General features: G+C 65.7%; 23 protein-coding genes. 10 read left to right on the forward strand and 13 right to left on the reverse strand.

All coding sequences use genetic code 11. The features are described from left to right. Window positions 1-33: 33 nt before the first annotated feature. Genes AB4Y73_RS08010 through tkt form a run of 5 tightly spaced genes read right to left on the reverse strand, consistent with a single transcriptional unit; the run spans window position 34 to window position 7,456 of the window. Window positions 34-975: a glucose-6-phosphate dehydrogenase assembly protein OpcA gene (locus AB4Y73_RS08010; RefSeq protein WP_441870645.1), complete on the reverse strand. Its 942-nt coding sequence runs from the start codon at window positions 973-975 to the stop codon at window positions 34-36. Then, window positions 972-2,543 (reverse strand): glucose-6-phosphate dehydrogenase, encoded by a 1,572-nt coding sequence (gene zwf / locus AB4Y73_RS08015; RefSeq protein WP_441870647.1) that lies wholly within the window; start codon window positions 2,541-2,543, stop codon window positions 972-974. The genes AB4Y73_RS08010 and zwf overlap by 4 nt, the downstream gene beginning before the upstream one ends. A 15-nt stretch (window positions 2,544-2,558) precedes the next feature. Then, the gene (locus AB4Y73_RS08020) at window positions 2,559-4,193 is read right to left on the reverse strand and encodes a glucose-6-phosphate isomerase (protein WP_441870649.1); all 1,635 of its coding nucleotides are present in this window, start codon (window positions 4,191-4,193) and stop codon (window positions 2,559-2,561) included. A gap of 6 nt (window positions 4,194-4,199) precedes the next feature. Continuing rightward, the gene (tal, locus tag AB4Y73_RS08025; protein WP_441870651.1) at window positions 4,200-5,315 is read right to left on the reverse strand and encodes a transaldolase; all 1,116 of its coding nucleotides are present in this window, start codon (window positions 5,313-5,315) and stop codon (window positions 4,200-4,202) included. Window positions 5,316-5,338: 23 nt separating this feature from the next. Then, window positions 5,339-7,456 carry a transketolase gene (gene tkt, locus AB4Y73_RS08030; protein WP_441870880.1) on the reverse strand — a complete coding sequence of 706 codons (2,118 nt, stop codon included), beginning with the start codon at window positions 7,454-7,456 and terminating at the stop codon, window positions 5,339-5,341. 505 nt (window positions 7,457-7,961) lie between these two features. Between tkt and AB4Y73_RS08035 the strand changes: the two genes are divergently transcribed. Next, a complete protein-coding gene (locus AB4Y73_RS08035) occupies window positions 7,962-8,921 on the forward strand; it encodes a heme o synthase (RefSeq protein ID WP_441870653.1) in 960 nt (319 codons plus the stop codon). A 303-nt stretch (window positions 8,922-9,224) separates the two neighbouring features. Here AB4Y73_RS08035 and AB4Y73_RS08040 read toward each other — a convergent pair whose 3' ends face one another. The 3 genes from AB4Y73_RS08040 to AB4Y73_RS08050 are packed head-to-tail and all read right to left on the reverse strand — an operon-like array spanning window position 9,225 to window position 11,909. Then, entirely contained in the window at window positions 9,225-10,169 is a 945-nt protein-coding gene (locus AB4Y73_RS08040) for a COX15/CtaA family protein (RefSeq protein ID WP_441870655.1), read from the reverse strand. A gap of 7 nt (window positions 10,170-10,176) precedes the next feature. After that, a complete protein-coding gene (locus tag AB4Y73_RS08045) occupies window positions 10,177-10,947 on the reverse strand; it encodes an ABC transporter permease (protein WP_441870657.1) in 771 nt (256 codons plus the stop codon). Further along, window positions 10,944-11,909 carry an ABC transporter ATP-binding protein gene (locus AB4Y73_RS08050; RefSeq protein WP_441870659.1) on the reverse strand — a complete coding sequence of 322 codons (966 nt, stop codon included), beginning with the start codon at window positions 11,907-11,909 and terminating at the stop codon, window positions 10,944-10,946. The genes AB4Y73_RS08045 and AB4Y73_RS08050 overlap by 4 nt, the downstream gene beginning before the upstream one ends. 104 nt (window positions 11,910-12,013) lie before the next feature. On the opposite strand from AB4Y73_RS08050, the gene AB4Y73_RS08055 reads away from it, so the two are divergent. The 6 genes from AB4Y73_RS08055 to AB4Y73_RS08080 all read left to right on the forward strand — a co-directional run bounded on the left by AB4Y73_RS08055 (window position 12,014) and on the right by AB4Y73_RS08080 (window position 17,203). After that, window positions 12,014-12,856 carry a helix-turn-helix transcriptional regulator gene (locus tag AB4Y73_RS08055; protein WP_441870661.1) on the forward strand — a complete coding sequence of 281 codons (843 nt, stop codon included), beginning with the start codon at window positions 12,014-12,016 and terminating at the stop codon, window positions 12,854-12,856. After that, a complete protein-coding gene (gene sufB, locus AB4Y73_RS08060; RefSeq protein WP_108599660.1) occupies window positions 12,856-14,319 on the forward strand; it encodes a Fe-S cluster assembly protein SufB in 1,464 nt (487 codons plus the stop codon). Before AB4Y73_RS08055 ends, sufB begins: the two co-directional genes overlap by 1 nt. 2 nt (window positions 14,320-14,321) lie before the next feature. Continuing rightward, the gene (sufD, locus tag AB4Y73_RS08065) at window positions 14,322-15,608 is read left to right on the forward strand and encodes a Fe-S cluster assembly protein SufD (protein WP_441870663.1); all 1,287 of its coding nucleotides are present in this window, start codon (window positions 14,322-14,324) and stop codon (window positions 15,606-15,608) included. 16 nt (window positions 15,609-15,624) lie between these two features. Further along, window positions 15,625-15,984 carry a non-heme iron oxygenase ferredoxin subunit gene (locus AB4Y73_RS08070; RefSeq protein WP_441870665.1) on the forward strand — a complete coding sequence of 120 codons (360 nt, stop codon included), beginning with the start codon at window positions 15,625-15,627 and terminating at the stop codon, window positions 15,982-15,984. Between the two features lie 88 nt (window positions 15,985-16,072). Then, the gene (gene sufC, locus AB4Y73_RS08075; RefSeq protein ID WP_441870667.1) at window positions 16,073-16,858 is read left to right on the forward strand and encodes a Fe-S cluster assembly ATPase SufC; all 786 of its coding nucleotides are present in this window, start codon (window positions 16,073-16,075) and stop codon (window positions 16,856-16,858) included. Window positions 16,859-16,870: 12 nt separating this feature from the next. Next, on the forward strand, window positions 16,871-17,203 hold the full coding sequence (locus tag AB4Y73_RS08080) for a metal-sulfur cluster assembly factor (RefSeq protein WP_441870669.1): 333 nt from the start codon (window positions 16,871-16,873) through the stop codon (window positions 17,201-17,203). A gap of 88 nt (window positions 17,204-17,291) precedes the next feature. Here AB4Y73_RS08080 and ypfJ read toward each other — a convergent pair whose 3' ends face one another. Next, the gene (gene ypfJ, locus AB4Y73_RS08085) at window positions 17,292-18,176 is read right to left on the reverse strand and encodes a KPN_02809 family neutral zinc metallopeptidase (protein ID WP_441870671.1); all 885 of its coding nucleotides are present in this window, start codon (window positions 18,174-18,176) and stop codon (window positions 17,292-17,294) included. A gap of 57 nt (window positions 18,177-18,233) precedes the next feature. Between ypfJ and AB4Y73_RS08090 the strand changes: the two genes are divergently transcribed. After that, entirely contained in the window at window positions 18,234-19,637 is a 1,404-nt protein-coding gene (locus AB4Y73_RS08090; protein WP_441870673.1) for a class I adenylate-forming enzyme family protein, read from the forward strand. Window position 19,638: 1 nt separating this feature from the next. Continuing rightward, a complete protein-coding gene (locus tag AB4Y73_RS08095) occupies window positions 19,639-20,832 on the forward strand; it encodes a thiolase family protein (RefSeq protein WP_441870883.1) in 1,194 nt (397 codons plus the stop codon). A 48-nt stretch (window positions 20,833-20,880) separates the two neighbouring features. On the opposite strand, the gene AB4Y73_RS08100 is transcribed toward AB4Y73_RS08095, so the two are convergent. Genes AB4Y73_RS08100 through AB4Y73_RS08110 form a run of 3 tightly spaced genes read right to left on the reverse strand, consistent with a single transcriptional unit; the run spans window position 20,881 to window position 22,856 of the window. Then, window positions 20,881-21,504 (reverse strand): energy-coupling factor transporter transmembrane component T family protein, encoded by a 624-nt coding sequence (locus tag AB4Y73_RS08100; RefSeq protein ID WP_441870675.1) that lies wholly within the window; start codon window positions 21,502-21,504, stop codon window positions 20,881-20,883. Further along, the gene (locus tag AB4Y73_RS08105) at window positions 21,501-22,217 is read right to left on the reverse strand and encodes an energy-coupling factor ABC transporter ATP-binding protein (RefSeq protein WP_441870677.1); all 717 of its coding nucleotides are present in this window, start codon (window positions 22,215-22,217) and stop codon (window positions 21,501-21,503) included. The genes AB4Y73_RS08100 and AB4Y73_RS08105 overlap by 4 nt, the downstream gene beginning before the upstream one ends. 6 nt (window positions 22,218-22,223) lie before the next feature. Further along, on the reverse strand, window positions 22,224-22,856 hold the full coding sequence (locus AB4Y73_RS08110; protein WP_441870679.1) for a biotin transporter BioY: 633 nt from the start codon (window positions 22,854-22,856) through the stop codon (window positions 22,224-22,226). Window positions 22,857-23,125: 269 nt separating this feature from the next. Here AB4Y73_RS08110 and AB4Y73_RS08115 point away from each other — a divergent pair, with 269 nt between their 5' ends. Further along, entirely contained in the window at window positions 23,126-24,724 is a 1,599-nt protein-coding gene (locus tag AB4Y73_RS08115; protein WP_441870681.1) for an ABC-F family ATP-binding cassette domain-containing protein, read from the forward strand. Between the two features lie 28 nt (window positions 24,725-24,752). Here AB4Y73_RS08115 and map read toward each other — a convergent pair whose 3' ends face one another. Beyond that, window positions 24,753-25,526 carry a type I methionyl aminopeptidase gene (map, locus tag AB4Y73_RS08120; protein ID WP_441870683.1) on the reverse strand — a complete coding sequence of 258 codons (774 nt, stop codon included), beginning with the start codon at window positions 25,524-25,526 and terminating at the stop codon, window positions 24,753-24,755. Window positions 25,527-25,737 lie beyond the last annotated feature (211 nt).

A 25,737-nucleotide genomic window follows, 5' to 3' on the forward strand; every position in this document is an offset into this window, starting at 1 on the left:
ACAGACGAATCAGGGTGGATGCTTACTCTGGGCTCAACGCTCACTGGGCCGGACGCTCCTTAGATTGGTACGTGGAAGTCCAATAGTAATCACTTCTCCAAAGACTTCGTCGGGGTCGAGGCGGCGGAGTTCTTCGGCGAGGCAGTCTTTGAGGCTGCGGCGCGGGAGGGAGATGCGTTGGGCGGGCTGGCCGGGTTGGGTGAGTTCGGCGATGGACAGGCCGGGCCGGTAGAGCTGGACGTCGCCGCTGCGTCGGGTGAGGCGGACGCGGCGGATCCCGGTCCCGGCGGGGTCCGCGACGATGGTCACGGGCGCATCCAGAGCCAGGGTCAGCCACGCCGCGAGCAGGATCGTGGACGGCGAGTCCGAGGCACCTTCGACGGCGACGGCGGTGACCGGGGAGGAATCGGTCTGGTCCAGGACGGCCGCGAGCTGGATCCGCCAGTTCGTCAGCCGTGTCCAGGCAAGGTCGGTGTCTCCGGCTTTGTAGGTGGTGCGGATGTTCTCCAGCGCGCGCTGGGGGTCCGGTTCGTTCGCCGAGTCGGTGATCCGGCGGTGCGCGATCCGGCCCACGGAGGTTTCGCACGCGTTCTCCGGTGCCCCGTGCGGCCACCAGGCCACGATCGGGGCGTCCGGGAGCAACAGCGCCGCGACGAGGGACTCGCTTTCATGGGCGAGTTCGCCGTACCCGCGCAGCACGATCACTTCGGAGGCGCCGGCGTCTCCGCCGACCCGGATCTGGGCGTCGAGCCGGTTCGGGGCCTCGGCGCCGGCGTCGGCGAGCACGATGATCCGGCAGGGATGTTCGCGGCTGGCCTCGTTCGCGGCCTCGATCGCTTCTTCCTCCAGCCCGGAGCGGGTCACGACCACGAGGGTCAGGACCCGGCCCAGGGCGATCACCCCGCCCTGCTCACGCAGGGACATGAGCTTTTTGGAGATCTTCGAGGTGGTGGTGTCCGGCAAATCGACAATCATGGCCTTCTCCAGGTTCGTCCGTCACGGGCCAGCAGCTCGTCCGCGCTGGCAGGTCCCCAAGACCCGGGAGTGTAGGGTTCGGGCTGTTCATCCAGGGAGGCCCAGTAGTCTTCGAACGGGTCCAGGATCTTCCAGGACAGTTCCACTTCCTCATGCCGCGGGAACAGCGGCGGCTCCCCCAGGAGCACGTCCAGGATCAGCCGCTCATACGCCTCGGGGGAGGATTCGGTGAAGGAATGCCCGTAGCCGAAGTCCATGGTCACGTCGCGGACTTCCATCTGCGTGCCCGGGACCTTGGACCCGAACCGGATCGTCGCGCCCTCGTCGGGCTGGACCCGGATCACTACCGCGTTCTGGCCGAAGTCATCCTCGCCGTGGTCACGGAACAACAGGTTCGGGGCGCGTTTGAACACCACCGCGATCTCGGTCACCCGCCTCCCCAGGCGTTTCCCCGCGCGCAGGTAGAACGGGACCCCCGCCCAGCGCCGGGTATGGATATCCACCCGGATCGCCGCATACGTCTCCGTTTTCGAATCCGCCGGGATACCCTCTTCTTCCAGGTAGCCCTGGACCTGTTCCCCGCCCTGCCAGCCGCCGGCGAACTGCCCGCGCGCCGAGTGCGTGGACAAGTCCTCGGGGAGTTTGACCGCGGCGAGGACCTTTTCCTTCTCCGCGCGCAGGTCATCGGCGTTGAAGGAGATCGGTTCTTCCATCGCGGTCAACGCGAGCAGCTGCAGGAGGTGGTTCTGGATCACATCGCGGGCCGCGCCGACGCCGTCGTAATACCCGGCACGGCCGCCGGTGCCGATGTCCTCGGCCATGGTGATCTGGACATGGTCCACGTAGTTCGCGTTCCACAACGGCTCGAACAGCTGGTTCGCGAACCGCAGCGCCAGGATGTTCTGGACCGTTTCCTTGCCCAGGTAATGGTCGATCCGGAACACCGCGTCCGGCGGGAACACCGACTCCACAATGTCGTTCAACTGCCTGGCCGACTCCAGATCATGCCCGAACGGCTTCTCGATCACCACCCGCCGCCACTTCTGACCGTCCGCCTGCGCCAAGCCGTGCTTGGAGAGCTGCCGGCACACCTGCTCGAACGCCTTCGGCGGAATCGACAGGTAAAACGCGTGATTACCCCGCGTGCCGCGCACCTCGTCGAGCTCGGCGAGAACCGCACCGAGCCGCTCAAACGCGTCATCGTCGTCGAAATCGCCCTGCACAAAACGGATGCCCTCGGAGAGCTGGTTCCACACCTCCTCATCAAACGGCGTCCGCGCCGAAGCCCGCACGGACTCCTCCACCTGGGCCGCGAACTCCTCATGGCTCCAGCCGCGGCGGCCGAACCCCACCAACGCGAAACTCGGCGGCAACAACCCCCGGTTCGCCAGGTCATACACCGCCGGCATCAGCTTCTTCCGGGCAAGATCGCCCGTCACCCCGAAGAGCACCAACGAGGACGGACCGGCAATCCGGTTCAGACGACGGTCCCGCGGGTCCCGAAGCGGATTACGCCCCGATTTTCCCGTACGCAGCCCGGACGTTCTGCCGTTTTCAGTATCTGGCATGGTTGCTGTGGAACCTTAGCTGTCGGTGACGGAAGCGGACCGGGAGCCCAGTGCTGCGATGATGCCCCGCAGCTGAGCTACGCCCGCGGCGCGGTCGGTGAGGTGCAGGCGCAGGACCGGCCGGCCGTGACCGGCCAGGACCTGGGCGTCGCCCGCGGCCTGGGCGGCAATCAGTTCCCCGAAGGTGAAGGGACGGTCCGGGATGGCGAGGTCCTCTGCGGGAGCCGCGGTGACCTGAAGGAAGACGCCGATGGCGGGGCCGCCCTTGTGGAACTGTCCGGTCGAGTGCAGGAAGCGCGGTCCCCAACCGAACGTGACGGGCCGGCCGCTGGCGTCGGCGAGCTGGTCGCGAATGCCTTCCAGTTTGGCGAACGCCAGCCGGTCGAAGTAGGCCTGGACGCTGAGGTAGCTGTCGTCGTCGAGTGTTCCCAGAAGAGCGCCGACGGCTTCCTCAGCGGTGGCCGCACCGCGGAGCCAGTCACCGCCGCGGACCTCGATGGCGCCGTCGGTGAACGCCGCCGGTGTGGGTTCGGGCTGCGCGTCCAGCAGGCCGCGGGCGGCCACCTTGGCGGCCTCCACATCAGGCTGGTCGAACGGGTTGATGCCCAGCAGGCGTCCGGCCACGGCCGTGGCAAACTCCCACACCATCATCTGGGTGGCCAGGCCGCCGGCAATTGCCACTTCGTTTTCACCGAGTTCGACGTCGGCGTCCGCGGCTACCAGCCTGACTACCAGGACGTCGCCCGCACCGGAGGTGACCTCCGGGGAGTTGGGGCCGGCCACCACCGGCAGGACGCCGGTGCCGAGCTTGCCCGTGGATTCGGCGATGAGCTGTTCGGCCCAGTCGGCGAAGCCCACGATCCCGGACCCGTCCTCGGCAATGACAATCTTGTTCCGCAGCGGATTGGTTCCGCCCAGGGCCGTCCCGAGGGCCAGCCCGATGTTCTCCGGGGCATCCACGTTGAGAATCTCAGCAGCTTCCTCTGCCTCATCCAGGAACGCCTGGATATCCACGCCGGCCAGGCCCGAAGGGACCAGGCCGAAGGCGGTGAGGGCCGAGTACCGGCCGCCAACGTTCGGGTCCGCGTTGAAGACGGCACGGTAGCCGGCCTCGCGTGACGCCTTGTCCAGCGGGGAGCCCGGATCAGTGACGATGATGATCCGGCTCTTCGCGTCGATGCCGCCCTCGTTGAAGGCGTGTTCGAAGATGCGGCGCTGGGAGTCGGTCTCCAACGTGGAACCGGACTTGGACGAAACCACAATCGCGGTTTCAGCCAGCCGGTCGGCGAGGGCGGCACGGACCTGGTCCGGGTCCGTGCTGTCCAGCACAGTCAGCTCGACGCCAGCGGTGCCGGCGATGACCTCGGGGGCCAGTGATGATCCGCCCATGCCGCAAAGCACGATCCGGGTCACGCCGTCGGCCTTCAAGGCATCGCGGAGCTCGAGGATGCTGCCCACGAGTGCCTGCGAGACGGTTGCAGCCTCGACCCAGCCCAGGCGGACGGCGGACTCGGCTTCGGCGTCGGGACCCCACAGGGTGTGGTCCTTGGCGAAGATCCGGCTAGCGATGCGGTCCGCCACAAGGGTGGGCATGTGCTGCTCGAGTGCCTGCTGGGCGGCACCGGTGGCGTCGTAGCTGAGTGTGCTCATAGTGGGTTAGGAAGCCTTCCGTGCAGAGGCAAGGGCGCCTTCGACGTCGGCCAGCAGTTCTTTCCAGCTGGCCACGAACTTGTCCAGGCCCTCGGATTCGAGGAGGGCCACCACCTCGTTGTAGGAGATGCCCAGTGCGTCCAGTGCGTCCAGCGTGGCATTGGCCTCCGTGTAGGTGCCGGAGACGGTGTCGCCGGTCACGACGCCGTGGTCGAACGTGGCGTCGAGGGTCTTCTCGGGCATGGTGTTGACTACGCCCTGGGCGACGAGCTCGGTGACGTACAGGGTGTCCGGGTAGGCCGGGTCCTTGACGCCGGTGGAAGCCCACAGCGGACGCTGGGGGAGTGCGCCTGCCTCTGCGAGGACTGCCCAGCGCTCGGTGGAAAAGAGCTCTTCGTACACCTGGTAGGCGAGGCGGGCGTTGGCCACCCCGGCTTTGCCCTTGAGTGCCTTGGCTTCGTCGGTGGCGATGGCGTCGAGGCGCTTGTCGATCTCGGTGTCCACGCGGGAGACAAAGAACGACGCGACGGAGTGGATCTTCGCGAGGTCGTGGCCGTTCTCCTTGGCCTGCTCCAGGCCCGACTGGAAGGCGTTAATGACAGCCCGGTAGCGCTCCAGGGAGAAGATCAGGGTCACGTTGACGCTGATGCCTTCGGCCAGGGTTGCGGTGATGGCTTCGAGGCCTTCGAGCGTTGCCGGGATCTTGATGTGGACGTTGTCCTTGTTGACCTTCTTGTAGAGGTGCTTGGCTTCGGCGATGGTGCCGGCGGTGTCCCAGGCGAGGCGCGGGTCAACTTCGATGGACACGCGGCCGTCAACACCCTTGGTCGCTGCTGCCACAGGGGCGAACAGGTCGCAGGCGTCGGCGACGTCGGTGGTGGTGATTTCAAAAATGGTGTCTTCGACGCTGGCTCCGGCAGCGGCCTGCGCGGCGATGGTGGCGTCGTAGTCAGTGCCGGCCGTGATGGCGGCATGGAAGATGGACGGGTTGGTGGTCACACCAACCACGTTCTTCTCTTCGATGAGCTTGCGCAGCGTGCCCGTTTCGAGGCGGCTGCGGGAAAGGTCATCAAGCCAGATGGAAACTCCGGCGTCGGAGAGCTGCTGTGTAGGGGTAGTCATGGTGTTATCTCCTGGAATCTGGATTAGGCCTGCAGGCCGGCGAGGGAGTCCTTGGCAGCGGCGGCGACGGCCTCCGCAGTGATGCCGAACTCCTTGAAGAGGCGCTTGTAGTCGGCGGAAGCGCCGTAGTGTTCTAGGCTGATGGAGCGGCCGGCGTCGCCGACGAACTCACGCCAGCCCAGGGCCAGGCCGGCCTCGACGGAGACGCGGGCCTTGACGGCGGCGGGCAGCACGGACTCGCGGTAAGCCGCGTCCTGCTTGTTGAACCATTCAACGCACGGCATGGAGACCACGCGGGCGGCGATGCCCTCGGCCTGGAGCGCTTCGCGGGCCTGGACGGCCAGCTGCACCTCGGAACCGGTACCGATGAGGATCACGTCGGCCGGCACGGTGGCGCCGTGCTTGGACGCTTCGGCCAGTACGTAGCCTCCCTTGGCGACGCCGGCAACGGAACCGAAGGTGTCGCCGTCGGCTTTGCCTTCCCCACGTGCGTAGGTGGGGATGTTCTGGCGGGTCAGGACGATCCCGGCCGGGTTTTCGTGGTTCTCCAGCATGGTCTTCCAGGCCACGGCCACTTCGTTTGCGTCGCCGGGGCGGACTACGTCCAGGCCCACAATGGCGCGCAGCGAGGCGAGCTGCTCCACCGGCTGGTGGGTGGGGCCGTCCTCGCCCAGGCCGATGGAGTCGTGAGTCCATACGTACAGCGACGGGACGCCCATCAGCGCGCCGAGGCGGATGGCCGGGCGCTGGTAGTCGGAGAAGATCAGGAACGTGCCGGAGAATGCGCGGGTGTTGCCGTGCAGCGAGATGCCGTTCACGATCGAGGCTGCGGCATGCTCGCGGATGCCGAAGTGCAGGACGCGGCCGTACGGGTTACCTGACCACGCATCCGTCTGCCTGGACGCCGGGATGAACGACGCCGAGCCCTCGATGGTGGTGTTGTTGGACTCGGCGAGATCCGCAGAGCCGCCCCACAGTTCGGGCATGACCGGGCCCAGCGCATTCAGGACCTTTCCTGACGCGGCGCGGGTGGAAACATCCTTGCCGGCTTCGAAGACCGGAAGGGCGGCGTCCAGGCCTGCGGGCAATTCGCGGGCCTCGATGCGCTGCAGGAGTGCTGCGCCTTCAGGGTTGGCCGCCTGCCAGGCGTTGAAGGACTCTTCCCATTCCTTGCGGGCAGCGGCTCCACGGTCCACGACGGCGCGGGCGTGGGCCAGGACATCCTGGTCAACGTCGAAGGACTTCGCCGGGTCAAAGCCCAGGACCTCCTTCAGGCCTGCGACTTCCTCGGCGCCGAGGGCGGAACCATGGATCTTGCCGGTGTTCTGCTTCTTCGGCGCCGGGTAGCCGATGATGGTGCGCAGCGAGATGATGGACGGCTTGGAGGTCTCAGCCTTGGCGGCGAGCAGGGCCGAGTAGAGCTCCTGCACGTCTTCGACGTATTCGCCGGTCTTGGTCCAGTCGACGCGCTGGGTGTGCCAGCCGTACGCTTCGTAGCGCTTCAGGACATCTTCGGTGAAGGAGATGTCGGTGTCGTCCTCGATGGAGATGTGGTTCTCGTCGTAGATCACCACGAGGTTGCCCAGTTCCTGGTGGCCGGCCAGGGACGATGCCTCGGACGTGACGCCTTCCTGAAGATCGCCGTCGGAGGCGATGACCCAGATGGTGTGGTCGAACGGGGACGTGCCCTCGGCAGCGTCGGCGTCGAACAGGCCGCGCATCCGGCGCTGCGAGTACGCGAAACCTACCGAGGAGGCCAAACCTTGGCCCAGCGGGCCGGTGGTGATCTCCACACCGGCGGTGTGCTTGTATTCGGGGTGTCCCGGCGTCAGCGAATCCCACGTCCGGAGTGCTTCGAGGTCCTTCAGTTCCAGGCCGTAGCCAGAGAGGAACAGCTGGATGTAGAGGGTCAGCGAGGTGTGGCCCGGGGATAGGACGAAACGGTCGCGTCCCAGCCAGTCCGGGTTACGGGGGTCGTGGCGCATGAGCTTCTGGAAGAGAAGGTACGCGGCCGGGGCCAGGCTCATGGCCGTACCGGGGTGGCCGTTACCGACCTTCTCCACAGCGTCTGCGGCCAGAACACGGACGGTGTCCACCGCGCGCTGGTCCAAGCTGGTCCATGACAGTTCTTGCTCTTCCAAATGTGGCACGAAAACCGGGCCCCTCTCTATGCTGATGGCGGCACGGCGGACCCGGCCCGTGGCACGCTGAGGTGCCGCTGCGGTGAGTACCAGCCGTTCACCATCGAAACGTGGATCTGTAACTCAGACACTGACCATGGGAACGCGGTTTCCACTGCGCTCTTTTGGCGTGCTGATCTGGTGACAGCTTAGCTCCATTCCATTCTGCGGGCGGCGCAAATCTCACGTTTTGGACGCAATTTCGCTTTATGTGAATGAGTCTTCCGCGAGGTTGAGTTAATCTGCTCGAATCGGGCGGCGAGCGATCATCAGGGCCTATTGGCCGGGGATCTGTTGCAAATGCGCACGGTATGATATTTGGAGGCCGACGCCGCATAGCCGTGCCCTTCGGGGCCTGCGGGCCAGCGGCACTGCCGGGATCCTGAACCGATGACAATGGCGGGCGCCCGGGCAGGCGGCCGCGAGATCCAGCTGCACTGACAGACAGAACTGCCAACAAGAACGGGTGACTGCCACCGTGAGCACAACCGATACGCCGCTAAACGCTGCCCCTGCCCGAGGGAGAGCCGGGCTGGCCCGGAAGGCCAAGGCGTATTTCGCCCTCACCAAACCGCGCGTCATCGAGCTGCTGCTCGTCAGTACGTTGCCCACCATGATTTTTGCCGAGCGCGGCTTCCCGTCAATCGGACTTATCCTTGCCACGCTGGTGGGCGGCGCTTTTGCCGCCGGAAGTGCCGGGGCGTTCAACTGCTACTTTGACCGCGACATCGACAAATTGATGCACCGCACCGAAAACCGGCCCCTCGTCACCGGCGAGGTGACCCCGCGCGAGGCGCTGATTTTCTCCTGGCTCCTCGGTGTGGCCGCCATTGCCATTCTCTGGATCGGGGCCAACCCCCTGGCCGCTTGGCTCGGGGTGGCCGCGATCTTCTTCTACGTGGTCATCTACACGTTGATCCTCAAACGCCGCACCGCCCAGAACATTGTCTGGGGCGGAGCCGCGGGCTGCTTCCCGGTGGTGATCGCTTGGGCGGCCGTGACGGAACGCGTGGAGTGGCCGGCCATCATCCTGTTCATGGTGATCTTCCTGTGGACCCCGCCGCACTACTGGCCGCTGTCCATGCGCTACGGCGAGGATTACCGTAACGCCAATGTGCCCATGCTCGGCGCGATCGCCGGCGCCAAGGTGGTGTCAGTCCAAGTTGTCCTCTACGCATGGGCCATGGTGGTCTGCTCGCTGCTGATGGTCCCGGCGGGCGGCGCAGGCTGGGTGTACACGGTGACGGCCGTCCTTGCCGGTGCGTGGTTCCTCTACGAATCGCATGGCCTGTACAACCGGGCGCAGCGCGAGGACATCCCGGATAAGCGGGCCATGAAGGTATTCCACGGCTCCATCAGCTACTTGACCCTGCTGTTCATCGCCCTGGCAGTGGATCCGTTTATCGGTTCCGCCATCATCGGCTAGTACCCCCACCCAACACACGCTCTCTCACTTAATGCTGGTTTTCGAGCGACGCTCTCTCACTTAACGCGGGGTTTTAGCGAACGCTCTTGCAGTACCTGCAGGAGCCTGAGGGACCCTTCCTCACCACCCGGTGGGGGAGGGTCCCTTGGCATCTGGGGCAGGTGATAGAGCGTTCGTGAAATTGCCGCGTTAGGTGACAGACCGTTAGCAAAATTGCCGCGTTAAGTGAGAGAGCGTTCTAACGGCGGAGTGCCACGGTTCGGGGAACCGTGGCACTTTGCCGTTGCGAGGCTAAAGCTGAGGCTACTTCGTGGGGCTGGAATGCGCGACGTCGGCGGCGTTCGTTGAGGCGCTCATCAACAGTGCCGCGCCCAGCATGTGGGCGCCCACCAGCAGGGCGGGAATTCCGTTGTAGTACTGCGTGAAGCCGATGACAGCCTGCAGGAGGGTCACAGCCAGCAGCATGACAGTTGCCGTCCGGAAGGAGCCCGGTATCCGGCGGGTAAACACCAGCACAAGCGCGAACAGGGTTCCCGCCGTGACCAGATAGGCCGGTACGGCATGGATGTGGGAGAACAGGTCCCAGTCCAGCCCGTTGCGCGGCGCGTCGGCATCCCCGGCGTGCGGCCCGGCGCCGGTCACCACCACGCCGAGCATGACGGCCACAGCCGAGAAGAGCGCGACGGCGGCGGTCACCGGGCGCAGTACGCCCGGCAGCGCGGGCAATGCGGCGGTGGCAAAGCGCCCGGTCCGCCCGTAGGCCCGGTTCACCAGCAGGGTGGCGATGACCACCAACGCCATGGACACCAGGAAGTGCAGGCCCACCACCCAGGGATTGAGGTTGGTCAGGACGGTAATGCCACCGATCACCGCCTGAGCGGGGATGCTGGCCAACAGGCCCAGGGCGAGCAGGAACAGGTCCTTGCGCTCCTTGCGAAGGTTCCACAAGTACACCAGCATCAGAAGGGCGACAGCCGCCAGGGCGAAGGTCAGGAGCCGGTTCCCGAACTCGATGAACCCGTGGATTCCCATTTCGGCGGTGTTGACCAGTGATGTGTCGGTACAGCGCGGCCAGGTGGGGCAGCCGAGCCCGGAGGCGGTCAGCCGGACTGCGCCGCCGGTGACCACCAGCAGGGTCTGGCCAACCAGTGAGGCCACGGCAAGCCGCCGTACGCGGGCGTCGACGGTACGGGGCAGCCGGGATGTCAGGCGGCCGGCAAACTCGGGGAGGCGTGAAGCCGTGCTCACGGATATCTCAATTCCACTTGAACCAACGGATGGCTGCCGCTCCGGCAAGGACTGTCCAGAGCAGCAATATTAGGGCGGCACCAAAATTAACGGTGCCGAAGAGGAAGGCCTCGCGCAAGGCCGCACCCAGTGCGCCCGAAGGCAGGTAATGCACAACCCCCTGGACGACGGCGGGCAGCCGGTCGGCGGGAATAACGATGCCTCCCAGCGCGCCGAGCAGGATCCACAACAGGTTGGTGATGGCCAGCGTGGCCTCGGGACGGACGGTGCCTGCGACCAGCAGCCCGAGCGCGGTGAACGCCGCTGCGCCCAGGACCAGAAACGCCAGGCCCGGGAGCCACCCGGCAGCGGGAGGGCTCCAGCCGAGAGGCAGCGCGACTGCCGTGACCACGGCGACCTGCAGCGCGAGCACGGTCAGGACCGCGAGCACCTTTCCTGCAATAAGGCCGGGGCGGCCAAGCGGTGTGGTGGAGAGGAATCGGAGGACTCCGTACCTGCGGTCGAACCCGGTGGCGATGCCCTGGCCCGTAAAGGCTGTAGAGAGTGCGCAAAGCGCCAGGATGCCGGGGACCGCGATGTTGATGCGGCTTCCCCCGAGTCCGTCCAGGAGCGGGGTAACGGTCAGGCCTACCAGCGCGAGCAGCGGCAGGACCACGGCGAGGATGAGCTGCTCACCGTTCCGGAGCATGGCGAGTGCTTCGTATTTGCCTTGAAGCAGGATGCGGCGGATGAGGCTCGCGGGCGCCTGGCGTGCGACGGCGTTCGGTGTGGCGGTCATCGGATTTCCTTTCCCGAAACATCCAGGAAGACGTCTTCGAGGCTTCGCGCCGCAAGACTGAGCGAGCTGGGCATTACCCCGTGGGCGGCCCACCACGACGCGAGTGCGGCCAGGTCCTGCGGCGTAAGCGGCCCATTGGCAACATAGCTGCCGGCGCGTGTTTCGCTGACGGTAATGGTCTCGGGAAGGACCCCGGCGAGGTTGAGCCCGGCTTCGGCTTCGAAGAGGAGCGTGCGGATATGCTCGCCGGACTCGACGGCGGGCTCCCGCTGGAGCAGCTGCGCCACGGTACCTTCCGCGACGTTCCGGCCGGCGTCGATGATGTAGACGTAGTCGGCCAGCCGCTGAGCGTCGTCCATGAGGTGGGTGGTGAGGATGATTCCCATGCCGGCGTCCCGCAGCTCGGCAATGAGCTCAAAGACGAGTTGCCGCGACTGCGGGTCCAGTCCGGCGCTGGGTTCGTCCAGGAAGAGGACCTCCGGATCGCCGATGAGGGCCGCTGCCAGGGCCAGCCGCTGCTTCTGGCCGCCGGAGAGCCGGCGCACGGACGTCCGGGCGAAGGAATAAATGCCAAGCCGTTCAACGAGTTCGTCAACGGAACGCGGCCGGGCGTACATCCCGGCAATGTGGCGCAGGAGGGGAATGGGCCTGGCCGACGGCGGGAGCCCGCCGTCCTGGAGCATCACGCCAACACGGGAGCGCAGGTCCGCCCCGGAACGACCGGGATCCTGTCCCAACAGCGAGATGGTTCCACCGCTGCGTGCCTGGAGGCCCTGGGCGCATTCGATGGTGGTGGTTTTTCCCGCCCCGTTGGCCCCCAGGAGTGCGGTCACCTGGCCGCGTTCAGCGATGAGGGAGACGCCGCTCACCACCCGGAGCATCTTTCCATCCAGGCTGGCCAGCGGACCAACATCTTTAATTAGCCCGCTGATGGACAGAACCGGGGATTCGGGGGATCGCACCCCAGCATTCTACGGGATGTAGTACTTCGGCCGGTGCCCGGCCGCCAGCGCAGGTCAGCCTCGCCTTACTGGATCGTGGGAGTAAATTACGACATGATTGTGTTGTGTATTCCATGACCAACGCTACTGCTGTGCCTGTTGCCGGGCTCGGAGCGCCGCGCACCACCCCGGACCGCGGCCACGTTGCCGTTTCCACGGTGGCGGATCCAGACGAGCGTACCCGTGACCGCGTGCTGGGTGCCGTTCTGGAGCATGGACCCATCAGCGCCGCGGAGCTCGGCGACATGCTCGGTTTCACCCCTGCGGCCGTCCGAAGGCATCTTGACCATCTGGACCGCAGCGGGGTCATTGAAGTCAAGCGCGTTGCCAAGGCGGGGGCCGGTGCCGGCCGCCCCGCACGCCGCTATGTCCTGAGTTCACAGGGCCAGTCAAAGCTTGGCAACGACTACCTTGATATTGCCACCCTCGCGCTCAAGCAGCTCCAGGAAGTGGCGGGCCAGGAAGCTGTCCGACAGTTCGCCGTCGAGCGCTTCTCGGACATGGAACGCCGCTACGCCCCGGAGATCGAGCAGGCCGGGCAGGACATCACTGCGCGTGCCCGGGTTCTGGCCGAGGCGCTCACCCGCGACGGGTTCGTCGCTTCGGCGGCGTCGATTGAGGCCAAGGCCCCGCTTCCGGCGGCCCTGTCCAGCGTTCAGCTGTGCCAGGGGCACTGCCCCATCCAGCAGCTCGCCGCCCATTTTCCTGTTTTCTGCGACGTGGAGACCGAAGTGTTCTCCCGGCTGGTCGGCGTTGACGTGCGGCGCCTGTCCACCCTGGCGCGTGGCGGGCACGTCTGCACCACCCACATACCCACAGGCCGACTGGCTGCCGGCGGACCCCAGGTCCCGCAGGCAGCCCCCGCCAGCCTGAATGAAGTAACCAACCATCAGCAAGAAAGGCCGTGATGACGGACCAACTATCAGAGAAAGCGGTAGCCGAAGACACTGTGATCTCCGAGATTCTGGAAAAGAATCCCGAGCTCCACGGCATCGGCACGTACGAATACGGCTGGTCCGACAAGAATGACGTCGGAGCCAACGCCCGCCGCGGCATCAATGACGAAGTCGTCCGTGACATTTCGGACAAAAAGAGCGAACCCGAGTGGATGCTCGACCTTCGCCTCAAGGGCCTGAAGTACTTCGACCGCAAGCCCATGCCCACCTGGGGTGCAGACCTCTCCGGCATCGACTTCGACAACATCAAGTACTTCGTCCGCTCCACGGAAAAGCAGGCTGCCACGTGGGAAGACCTGCCCGAGGACATCCGGAACACCTACGAAAAGCTGGGTATCCCGGAAGCTGAGCGCAGCCGCCTGGTTTCCGGCGTGGCCGCACAGTACGAGTCCGAGGTGGTCTACCACCAGATCCGCGAGGACCTGGAACAGCAGGGCGTCATCTTCCTGGACACCGACACCGCACTGCGCGAACACCCGGAGATCTTCCAGGAATACTTCGGCACCGTCATCCCCGTGGGCGACAACAAGTTCGCTTCGCTGAACACGGCTGTCTGGTCCGGCGGCTCCTTTGTGTACGTCCCCAAGGGCGTCCACGTGGACATCCCGCTGCAGGCATACTTCCGCATCAACACGGAAAACATGGGCCAGTTCGAGCGGACCCTGATCATCGCCGACGAGGACTCCTACGTCCACTACATCGAAGGCTGCACCGCGCCGATCTACACCTCGGACTCGCTGCACTCCGCCGTCGTCGAAATCATCGTGAAGAAGGGCGCCCGCGTCCGCTACACCACCATCCAGAACTGGTCCACCAACGTGTACAACCTGGTGACCAAGCGTGCCATCTGCGAAGAGGGCGCCACCATGGAGTGGGTTGACGGCAACATCGGCTCCAAGGTCACCATGAAGTACCCGGCCGTTTACCTGGTGGGCGAGCACGCCAAGGGCGAGACCCTGTCCATCGCCTTTGCCGGTGCCGGCCAGCACCAGGACACCGGTTCGAAGATGGTCCACATCGCGCCGAACACCAAGAGCTCCATTATCTCCAAATCCGTAGCGCGCGGCGGCGGCCGTGCGGCGTACCGCGGCCTGGTCCAGGTCAGGGAGGGTGCCAAGCATTCGGCCAACACGGTCCGTTGCGACGCCCTGCTGGTGGACACCATCAGCCGTTCGGACACGTACCCGTACATCGACATCCGTGAGGATGACGTGGTGATGGGCCATGAAGCAACTGTTTCCCGGGTCAGCGAAGAGCAGCTCTTCTACCTGATGTCCCGCGGCATGCGCGAAGACGAGGCCATGGCGATGATCGTCCGTGGCTTCATCGAGCCCATTGCCCGCGAGCTCCCGATGGAGTACGCACTCGAGCTGAACCGACTGATTGAACTGCAGATGGAAGGGTCCGTCGGATAACGATGACTGAAATCACTACTGAAAAGGCCCGCATCGGCGCGCCCTCGGCCCAGCCGTTTATCGACGGCTTCACGGAAGAGGGCGAAAGCCTGTCTCCGATCAACGCAGCCAACTCCAAGGCCCCGCTCGCCGGCGAGGCTGTCAAGAGCCACTCGCACGGCGGCGGCGTCGGCATTCCGGACAGCTCACGCGCCGGGCGGCTGACCTCCTACAAGCTGGCCGACTTCAAGCCGCTCACGGGCCTCGAAGAGGACTGGCGGTTCACGCCACTCAAGCGCCTCCGCGGCCTGCACAGCGAGGTCCTCGCCGGTGTTGCCCCCACCGTCACCGTCAGCGGCCCGGACCGCGTCACAGTGGAAACCGTGTCCCGCGACGATAAGCGCATCGGTTCCGCCGGCATCCCGGAGGACCGCGTATCCGCCAATGCCTGGGAGAACTTCACCGAGGCCACCGTCCTCACCGTCCCGGCAGAGTTTGAGGCCGACGCCGAGATCACCGTCGTGATCGAGGGCACCTCAACGGATGCCGCGGCGCAGCACCTGGTAATCGTTGCGCAGAAGTTCTCCAAGTCCGTCGTTGTCCTGGACCACCGGGGCTCGGCTGTGGTGTCCGAGAACATCGAGATCGTGGTTGAAGACGGCGCTGACCTCACCGTTGTTTCACTCCAGGAATGGAATGAAGATGCTGTGCACGCCTCCTCGCAGCAGGCCAGGATCGGCCGCGACGCCAAGCTCAAGCACGTGGTGGTCAGCCTCGGCGGGGACCTGGTCCGCGTGACGCCTTCGGCCCGTTTCACCGCTCCCGGCGGCGAGGCGGAAATGTTCGGCCTGTACTTCGCCGACGCCGGCCAGCACCTGGAGCAGCGCCTGTTTGTTGACCACGCAGTGGCCAACTGCACCTCCAACGTCCTGTACAAGGGCGCGCTGCAGGGCCGTAATGCCCACGCAGTGTGGGTGGGCGACGTCCTGATCCGCAAGGAAGCCGAAGGCACCGACAGCTACGAGGCCAACCGCAACCTGCTGCTCACCGACGGTGCCCGCGCCGACTCGGTTCCCAACCTGGAAATCGAGACCGGCCTGATCAAGGGAGCCGGCCACGCCAGTGCCACCGGCCGCCTGGACGACGAGCACCTGTTCTACCTGATGGCCCGCGGCATCCCTGAGGACGTTGCCCGCCGCCTGGTGGTCCGTGGCTTCCTCCACGAGATCATCCAGCAGATCAAGGTACCGGCCCTCGAAGAGCGGCTGACCGAGGCTGTTGAGCGCGAACTCGCCGTCACGAACAACTAAAGGCGCGGACCTACACATGACTGACCAGCCAAAGGGCGAACTTGTCTGCAAGACGGATGAAATCCAGCTTAAGCAGGCGCTGCGGATCCTGATCGACGACTACCCGGTAGCCATCGTCAAGGATTCCATGGGAGAAATCCACGCCATCGGGGACACCTGCTCGCATGCGGACATCTCGTTGTCCGAGGGCGAAGTGGAGGGGTGCATGATCGAATGCTGGGGCCACGGCTCCCAGTTCGACCTGCGCAGCGGCGAGCCGCTCCAGCTGCCCGCCTACGACCCCGTCCCGGTGTTCGCCGTCGAGATCCGCGGAGACGAGGTCTACGTGGACGTCACCAACGTCCTCAACGGGGCGGAAGCCCCGAACTTCAGCTAGCGCCAGTCTTTACCCAGCAACAGAACCAAACTTCCAGACACAGACCGCACCGCCGCCGAAGGGCCCGGTGCAGAGGAGAACAAGACGTATGTCTACTCTTGAGATCAAGGACCTGCACGTCAGCATTGACACGGAGCAGGGCACCAAGGAGATCCTGAAGGGCGTCAGCCTGACCATCAAGACCGGCCAGACCCACGCCATCATGGGCCCCAACGGTTCCGGCAAGTCCACCCTGGCCTCCACCATCGCCGGCCACCCGCGCTACAACGTCACCAGGGGCACCATTACGCTCGACGGCGAAGATGTCCTCGCGATGAGTGTTGACCAGCGCGCCCGCGCCGGAGTTTTCCTGGCCATGCAGTACCCGGTGGAGGTCCCCGGCGTCTCCATGACCAACTTCCTCCGCACAGCAAAGACCGCCATTGACGGCGAAGCACCCAAGCTGCGTACCTGGACCAAGGAAGTCAAGGACGCCATGGCCCAGCTGCGCATCGATGCGGACTTCGCACAGCGCAACGTCAACGAGGGCTTCTCCGGCGGCGAGAAGAAGCGTGTGGAGATCCTCCAGCTTGAGCTCTTCAAGCCGAAGTTCGCCATCCTGGACGAGACCGACTCCGGCCTGGACGTTGACGCGCTGAAGGTTGTCTCCGAGGGCGTCAACCGCGCCCACGCCACGGGCAACATGGGTACGCTGCTCATCACGCACTACACGCGGATCCTGCGTTACATCAAGCCTGACTTCGTCCACGTGTTCGTTGACGGCCAGGTTGTCGAAGAGGGCGGCCCGGAGCTCGCTGACCGCCTTGAAGAAGAAGGCTACGACCGTTACGCCACGGGCGCCGGCGCAGCCACCATCGCTGCAGCACAAGCCTAGTAAGGACTTGCCATGACCGAAATCAAAGCGGCCCAGACGGGCCTCGAGGATGTCGAAGAGGCTCTTAAGGACGTCATCGACCCGGAGCTTGGCGTGAACATCGTTGACCTAGGGCTGCTGTACGGCCTGAAGTACTCGGACGACGACGGCGCCCTGCTGATCGATATGACGCTCACCACGGCCGCCTGCCCGCTCACCGACGTGATCGAAGAGCAGGTGGGCAAAGCCCTGGACGGCATCGTGGATGACTGGCGCCTGAACTGGGTGTGGATGCCGCCGTGGGGTCCGGAACGGATCACCGACGACGGCAAAGATCAGATGCGGGCCCTCGGCTTCAACATCTGACCAGCTTCCCGAAAGTACGACGACGGCCGGTTACCTTCTCCGCGAAGGTCACCGGCCGTCGTCGTTCCGTTTTAGCGTGAAAACCGCGTTAAAGGCTAGGCGCCGAGAAGGTATCGCACTGGTTGATGTCGCCGGTCTGATACCCCCGGGCGAACCACCGCTGACGCTCTTCACTGGAACCGTGCGTCCAACCCTCGGGGGAGACCCGGCCGGTGGCCGCCTTCTGGATCCGGTCATCACCCACGGAGGAGGCGGCGGAGAGGGCGTCGTTGATGTCCTGCTGGGTCAGCTTTTCCAGGTACGGCTGACCGGTTGCCGGGTCCGGCGTGGAAGAAGCGTGCTTCGCCCACAGCCCTGCGTAGCAGTCTGCCTGCAGTTCGGTGCGGACAGAGCCGGATTCGGGCCCCTGCGGATCCTGCTGCGCCCGGTCCAGGTTGCCCAGAAGGTTCTGGACGTGGTGCCCGAATTCGTGGGCCACCACGTACTCCTGCGCGAGCGGGCCGCCCGATGAGCCGAACCGGTCCACAAGTTCCTGGAAAAAGCCCGGATCGAAGTAGGCGGTGGTGTCGGTGGGGCAGTAGAACGGACCCACCGCGGTTGTAGCCGCGCCACACCCGGTGTTGGTCCCGCCACTGAAAATTACAGCCTTGGGTTGTGGGTACTGCACCCCGTAGTCCTTCAAATAGGCCGGCCAGAACGCGTTCAAGCTGTTGACCGTCCCGGTAATACGGCAGTCCAACCGTGCGTCCGCGTCCGCGCCTGTTTTGCACGCCGGTGCCGTGCCCTGGCTCTGGTCGGGGGTACTTGCGCCACCGGTGAGGCCCTCCAGCAGGGCGGGGTTAACCCCGAGCAGGGCAGCCATGAGCAGGATGAGCCCGCCCCCGATGCCGCCGCCGACTTTGACGCCGCGGCCCATGCCACGACGGTCCTGCACCTGCGATGGGTCCAGTTGGACGTTGTCATTGAAGCTCATGAAGTCACAATAGCGCTTGCCGGAGCAGCTGAAGGGGTCCGCCGGTAAAGTTGAGAGATGCCTTTTCTCGACAAGATCCAGCGCTGGGCCGTTGAGCGCCCCCACGACACCGCAGTGGTGGTTGCGGGCCGCCGGATGCGCTGGGCCGAGCTTCGCGATGCCGCAAGGGCCGCTATCCCCGCCACTGCGGCTGTTAGCGTCCTGGCCGAACACAACTCGGTGGACTTCGCTGTCCGGTTCGCCGCCGCGCTGGCCGGTGAGCGTCAGTGCGCTGTCCTGGACCCCACCTGGCCAGAGGCGCTCCGCCGCGAAATCCGGGAAAGGCTCGACGCGGCAGCCCAACCAGGCGTGGTTTCCCGGGCGGATGCCCTGGCCGACGGCACGCCGGAATCGACCTTCCTGATCGGCCTCACCTCCGGCACCACGTCCGTGCCCAAGGCCTTCACCCGCACGCGGCAGTCCTGGCGCCAATCCTTCGACGCCTCCATCGAGTTCTTCGGCCTGCGTCAGGACGACGTGACCCTGGCCCCCGGCCCCCTTGCGGCCAGCCTCAACCTTTATGCTTTGGCCGAGTGCCTGTATGCGGGCTCGGAATTCCAGACGCTGGACGGTTTCGACGTCGGTGACGTCCACGCAGCGATAATGCACGACGGCGTCACCCGCCTGGTGCTGGTGCCAACCATGTTGCGGTTGCTCAGTGAGCGCGGCCTCACCGGCGGCGTGGATGCCGCCGGCGTGCGGACCATCATCTGCGCCGGCTCAAAGCTCGATGCCCGCACCCTTGAAGCCGCGCGCCGTTGGGCACCCCATGCCACCATCTATGAGTACTACGGGGCGTCGGAATTGAGCTTTGTGTCCGGCATGGGGCTGCCCGCCGGGGAGCTCGACGCCGGCGGCACCGGGATCGGCCGCCCGTTCCCGGGCGTGGAGGTCCGGATCCTCGACGACGACGGTTCCACCCGGCCGGACGGCGAGATCGGCAACATCTGCGTTCGCAGCGGCATGGTGAGCAATGGCTATTTGTGGGGTGACGACGGCCAGGCCCTCCGTTCATTCGGCGGCTGGCTTACGGTGGGGGACCAGGGCTACCTTGCCGGCGGCGAGCTGCACATCCTTGGCCGGCGCGCGGACATGATCGTCACTTCCGGCAAGAATGTTTATCCGCACGAGGTGGAGCTGGCGTTGGCGTCCGTCCCCGGCGTGGCTGCCGCCATAGCAGCCGGCATGCCCGACGACATCCGGGGCCAGCGGGTGGTGGCGGGCGTGGTGCCGGCCCACGGCGGCATCAGCGCGACGCAGCTGAAGGCCGGCGTCGAGAACTACCTGTCGCGCGACAAACGCCCGTTGCAGTATTTCTCGCTGACTGAGCTGCCCACCACCGACCGCGGCAAAATCAGCCGCAATATCCTGCTTGAATGGATCGGATCCCACGACACCAGGGTGCGCCAACTTGACGGCTGACATGCTGCCGGCAGACCGGCAACCCGTGATCATTGCCGCCCGGCGCACGGCTGTGCGTAGGGCCAACGGGTCCCTCAAGGACCTGCGTGCGCACCAACTGCTGGCGCCGGTCCTGCAGCAGCTCCTGACCGAGTGCCGGCTTTCCCCGCATGCAGTATCCGATGTCATGATCGGCAACGCCGTGGGCGGCGGCGGCAACGTAGCCAGGCTGGCCTTACTGGAGGCCGGGTTTCCTGTCAGCGTGCCCGGGCTGACGGTGGACCGGCAGTGCGGCTCGGGTCTGGACGCGATTGTCCTCGCAGCCAGGCTGGTGGCCGCCGGCGGCAGCCCTGTGTACCTCGCCGGGGGAGTGGAAAGTATCAGCACCGCCCCCTTGCGGGCGTACCGGAACGACGACGGCGAACCTGATTTCTTCGCGCGGGCCCAGTTTGTGCCGCACAGCTACGGCGACCCGGACATGGGCGTGGCTGCGGAGAACGTCGCCGCCCATTTTGAGGTGAGCCGTGAGCGGCAGGACGCCCTGGCACTGCGCAGCCATCAGCGTGCCCTGGCTGCCGCCGCGGCGGGCCATTTCAGCGGCGAGATTACCCCGCTGCAGACACCGGGTGGGACTGTCTGCGCCGACGACGGGCCGCGGCGGGGACTCAATGCCACAGTCCTGGCGCGGTTCCCCGCTGCCTTCGCGGGCGGCGGAACTGTCACCGCCGGGAACTCATGCTTCGACGCGGACGCCGCCTCCGCCGTCGTCATCACGTCGCTGCAGCGGGCCCGGGAACTCGGCGTGGCCGACGGACTCCTGGTGCTGGCAACGGAAACGGCGGGCGTGGACCCGGAGCTCCTGGGCATCGGCGCGGCGGTTGCCGCCGAGCGGATGCTGGCAGCCAGGCGAATTCCTGCGGCCAACGTGGACTTGGTGGAGTTCAACGAAGCTTTCGCTTCCCAGACCCTGGCTTGCCTGGACCGGCTGGGCATCGATCCGGAGCGGGTGAACCTCGACGGCGGTGCGCTGGCCTTGGGCCATGCCTACGGAGCATCGGGAGCGGTGCTGGTGACCCGGCTGCTGGCCCAGGCGCGGCGGTCCGGGAAGCACGGCTCACTGTCGCTGGCACTGATCAGCATCGCGGGCGGCATGGGGACTGCGGCGCTGCTGCGCTATGAAGCCATCACTGATCGAGCGGGGACGTCTCGGCGCTAAGAAACCGCCTTAAACCCGAGACGTCGCCGCTCGATGGCCGGGCACCTGTCAGTCCTCCGCCTCACCAAGTCCCCGGGCGGCCAGCGCCTCGCCGGTCTGGCGCGCGTACGCCACGGTGGTGATGAAGACAGGCAATACCAGCGCCCGCGGATTCCGTTCCAGCCCGCGGGCCCGGGCAGAATCCCGCACGTCCGCAAATGCGCCGGCAATGTAGGGGATGCTCCGCAGCATCACGCCGATGGTCAGCGCGAAGCGCTCCGGATCCGCACCGAAGCGGCGGAAGGGCATAGCCAAGGACACCACCCCGTCCAGGAGCCGCTGCATGGGGGTGGTGGCCGTCAACAGGGAGGCTGCCACCACACACACCAGGATGTTCAGGACAATGCGGGCGGCAGTTGGTCCGCCGAGCTGCCACCACTGGAACAGGCCGATGACCAAGAGCACCAGCAACAGGGGCCGGAGGGCATCCAGGAGCCGGCGCGGACCGGCGCCCGTCAGCAGGAAGAGTCCGCCCATCACGGCGAGGACGGCGGCGGACACCAGCCAGTCCACCACCAGGAACGACGCCAGGCCGCAGCCCACCACCAGCAGGAACTTCAGGGCCAGCGGCGCCCGGTGAATGATCGAATGGCCGGGGACGTAGTTCGCGAGCAGGAAGCCGTGCCCTCTCACGGCGCGGCCAGCCCGGTGGCGCACAGCGCACGGTACGTTTCGACGGCGGCTGCCGGGGCGCCGTCGAACACTACACGCCCCGCTTCAATCACCAGCACCCGGTCCATTTCCAGTGCCAGTTCAAGGTCGTGCGTGGACATGATGATCTGCTGCTCAAGCCCGGACAGCGTGCGGCGGAGCAGTTCGCGGTTCCGCAGGTCCAGCAGGGTGGACGGTTCATCGAGCACCAGCACCGACGGGTCCACGGCCAGTACTGCCGCCAGCGCCATCAGCTGGCGTTCGCCGCCGGAGAGCTCATAGATGCTCTGGTCTGCCAGGCCAAGCAGCCCGAACCGGTCCAGGGCTGCCCCGGCCAGGCGCCGACGTTCAGCACCGTTGCGGACCGAGCGACGGAGCGACAGTTCAACATCCTCGCGCCCCGTGGGCATTACCAGCTGCGAGAGCGGATCAGTAAAGACGAACCCCACCTGCCGGCGGACGGCCCGCACCGCCAGAACGGTATCGTCGCCGTCCACCGTCACAGTACCCGACGTCGGCTGGACCAGGCCGTTGAGCAGCCGCAGCAGCGTTGACTTGCCGGAGCCGTTGGCCCCGATCACGCCGATGCGCTGTTCGGTCAGGTCCAGCGTGACGTCAGCCAGCAGCGTCTTGGGCTCCGGGTGGCCGTCGACGGCCACTGCTACGGACACGTGCCGGAAGGAAATTGTTGCCATGGCTGGTTAGGCGCTGATCCGTTTGACCCGGCGGACCAGCAGGTCAGGAAAGGCGCGGTGCAGGGCGACTGCAATCACCGCGGCGACGATGTTCTTGATGACGTCGCCGGGGTAGAAGACCAGGTCGGCCAGGAAAGCCTCGCCAATGGTCGCTTTCGAGTTCACTGCCATGCCCAGGACACCGAGGGTGTGCACCAGGGCGATGCTTGTCACGGTGGCGGCCAGGAAAAACCACAACCCACGGGCTCGTGACGTGCGCCGGATGACGATGGTGGCGAGCCAGCCCACCAGGGCCGCAGCCAGGGGAAAAGCGATGATGTAGCCGGCCGACGGACCGGCTAGGATGCCCAGACCGCTGCGGCCCTGGCTGAAGATCGGCAGACCTGCAAGCCCCAGCAGCGTGTAAAGGCCGACGGCGGCGAAGCCGCGGGCAGGGCCAAGCATTAGCCCGGTAAGCATCACGGCGAGGGTCTGGAACGTGATGGGGACGCCGAACACGTTGGCCGCAATGCCGGGGACCAGCGCGGCACCGGCAACGAGCGCGGCGAACACGGCGATCAGGCCGAGGTCGGTGGCGTTCCAGCGGCTGCGTGCCCGGGAGGAGGCAGGGCCGGTGACGGCAGTGTCAGTCTGGCTCATGAGTAGTCCTGTTCGTGGTTGTAAAAGCGAAGCATGGGGATGATTCTGACGTTACCGGCCGCCGTCGGGCCCTATTTTGTAGGGGTGCTACTAAGCGGACGGCCGCAAGCTGACGGCTCGCCACAACAGCTCCCTTGACCGCGGTTATGGGCCGAAGCTGGGGCCGGTAGACTTGGACAGGCCGTTCTGTCCGGCCATTCTGCCCGGCTGCCTCCAGACTCCACCCGTTGAGCTCCGGCGTTTCCCTGTTGTGAAAGGCCTTACCTGCTGTGATTACTGTCCAGGATCTTGAACTGCGCGCCGGCGCCCGGCTCCTCATGGACCAGGTGAGCTTCCGCATCGACAAGGGCGACAAGATCGGCCTCGTAGGCCGAAACGGAGCAGGTAAAACCACCCTCACGCGGGTCCTGGCCGGTGAAGGCCTGCCTGCAGCGGGCAAGGTCACCCGCTCGGGCGAGATCGGCTACCTCCCGCAGGACCCGCGCACTCCGGACATGGAACAGCTGGCACGCGACCGCATCCTTGCAGCCAGGGGCCTGGACATCGCCGTTGGCAAGCTCCGGAAGGCGCACGATGAGATGGCCAGCGAAGACGCGGACGTCCAGCGCAAAGCCATGAACCGCTACGACCGGCTGGAATCGGAATTCCTGGCCGCCGGCGGCTACGCGGCCGAGGCTGAAGCGGCCGCAATCTGCTCCAACCTGGCGCTGCCGGACCGTATCCTGAACCAGCCGCTGAAGACCCTCTCGGGCGGCCAGCGCCGACGTGTTGAACTGGCCCGGATCCTTTACTCGGACGCCGAGACCATGCTCCTCGATGAGCCCACCAACCACCTTGATGCCGACTCCATCGCGTGGCTCCGGGAATTCCTCAAGAACCACCAGGGCGGCCTGATCGTCATCAGTCACGACACCGAACTCCTTGAAGCCACTGTTAACAAGGTCTTCCTGCTGGACGCCAACCGCGCGCAGATCGACTTTTACAACATGGACTGGAAGCGCTACCTCACCCAGCGTGAAACGGACGAGCGCGCCCGCAAGCGTGAACGCGCCAACGCCGAGAAGAAAGCCCAGGTCCTGTTCGACCAGGCCAACAAGATGCGTGCCAAGGCCACCAAGGCTGTTGCCGCGCAGAACATGGCCAAGCGGGCAGAGCGCCTCCTCAGCGGCCTGGAAGCCGTCCGCGAAAATGACCGTGTGGCCGCCTTGCGCTTCCCGGACCCGTCGCCCTGCGGCAAGACCCCGCTCACGGCCGAGGGGCTCAGCAAGTCCTACGGTTCGCTTGAGATCTTCACGGACGTGGACCTCGCCATTGACCGCGGCTCCAAAGTTGTCATCCTCGGCCTCAACGGCGCCGGCAAAACCACGCTCCTGCGGATGCTCGCCGGCGTTGACAAGCCGGATACCGGTGAAGTTGTTGCCGGGCACGGCCTCAAGGTGGGTTACTACGCCCAGGAACATGACACCCTGGACGTGAACCGGACCGTGCTGGAGAATATGCGTTCCTCCGCCCCGGACATGAAGGACGCGGAAGTCCGTGGCATCCTGGGTTCATTTCTGTTCTCCGGCGACGATGTCGAAAAGCCCGCGGGCGTCCTCTCCGGCGGCGAGAAGACCCGCCTTGCCCTGGCCACCATCGTCGCGTCCAGCGCCAACGTGCTGCTCCTCGACGAGCCGACCAACAACCTTGACCCGGCCAGCCGCGCTGAAATCCTCGGTGCGCTCCGGAACTACAGCGGCGCCGTCGTCCTGGTCAGCCACGATGAAGGCGCAGTCGAAGCCCTCAACCCCGAGCGTGTTGTGCTGCTTCCTGACGGGGTCGAGGATCACTGGAACGAAGACTACCTGGACCTGATTACGCTGGCTTAGGCCGTCCCGCCGGGTGTCACCGCCCGGTTTACTCGGTCGGCAGCGTGAGAATTTCGGCTCCGTCTTCAGTGATGGCGATCGTGTGCTCAGTGTGTGCTGTCCGGCAGCCAGTCGCGCTGCGGAGCGTCCACCCGTCGGCGTCAGTGACCAGTTCAGCGGTGTCGGTCATGACCCATGGTTCAAGCGCGAGCAGCAGCCCGGGGCGCAGTTTGTATCCACGGCCTGGCCGTCCGGTGTTTGGCACATGCGGGTCCTGATGCATCGTTGATCCGATGCCGTGGCCCCCGAATTGCGTGTTGACCGGGTAACCTGCCTCGCTGAGGACCGACCCGATGGCATGGGAGATGTCGCCGATGCGGGCACCGGGTCCGGCCGCGGCTATCCCTGCACCCAAGGCGCGCTCGGTCGCGTTGATCAGCGCCACGCTCCCGGCCGGCTTTGAGTCGCCCACTATGAAGCTGATGGCCGCGTCCGCGGCGACTCCTGCCAGGGAGACGGCGAGGTCCAGAGTCAGCAGGTCGCCGTCGGCAAGCGGGTAGTCGTGTGGCAGTCCGTGGAGCACTGCGTCGTTCACGCCAGTGCAGATGTAGTGTCCGAACGGGCCGTTTCCAAAGGAGGGCGCGTAGTCGACGTAACACGAGGCAGCGCCGGCCTCGAGGATCATGGCCTTGGCCCACTGGTCGATGTCCAGGAGGTTGGTGCCCACCATGCTTCGGCTCTTCAGCGCCTGCAGGATGTTAGCCACCAGCGTCCCCGTCTCTTTTGCCCGGCTAACCTCGGTGGGGTTCAGGATCTCGATCATGGGGCACCTTTCTCACGCATCCAATTCCGGCCTTTCACGGCCTCGCTGGCATACACCTAGCGCACCCTGAGCTCTTCGGCTTCAGTATTAGTTTTAGCTCATCGTAAGTGATGCTGAACATCGAATTGTGGCCTCCTGCCCCCGCCCAAAGGAAGGGGGGGCGGCCAAGGGCTCGTCCAGGAGGGTTCTCATCTTGGTGGGGCGGCAACTT

The organism is Pseudarthrobacter sp. TAF60_1 (assembly GCF_052113505.1).
Classification (GTDB): domain Bacteria; phylum Actinomycetota; class Actinomycetes; order Actinomycetales; family Micrococcaceae; genus Arthrobacter.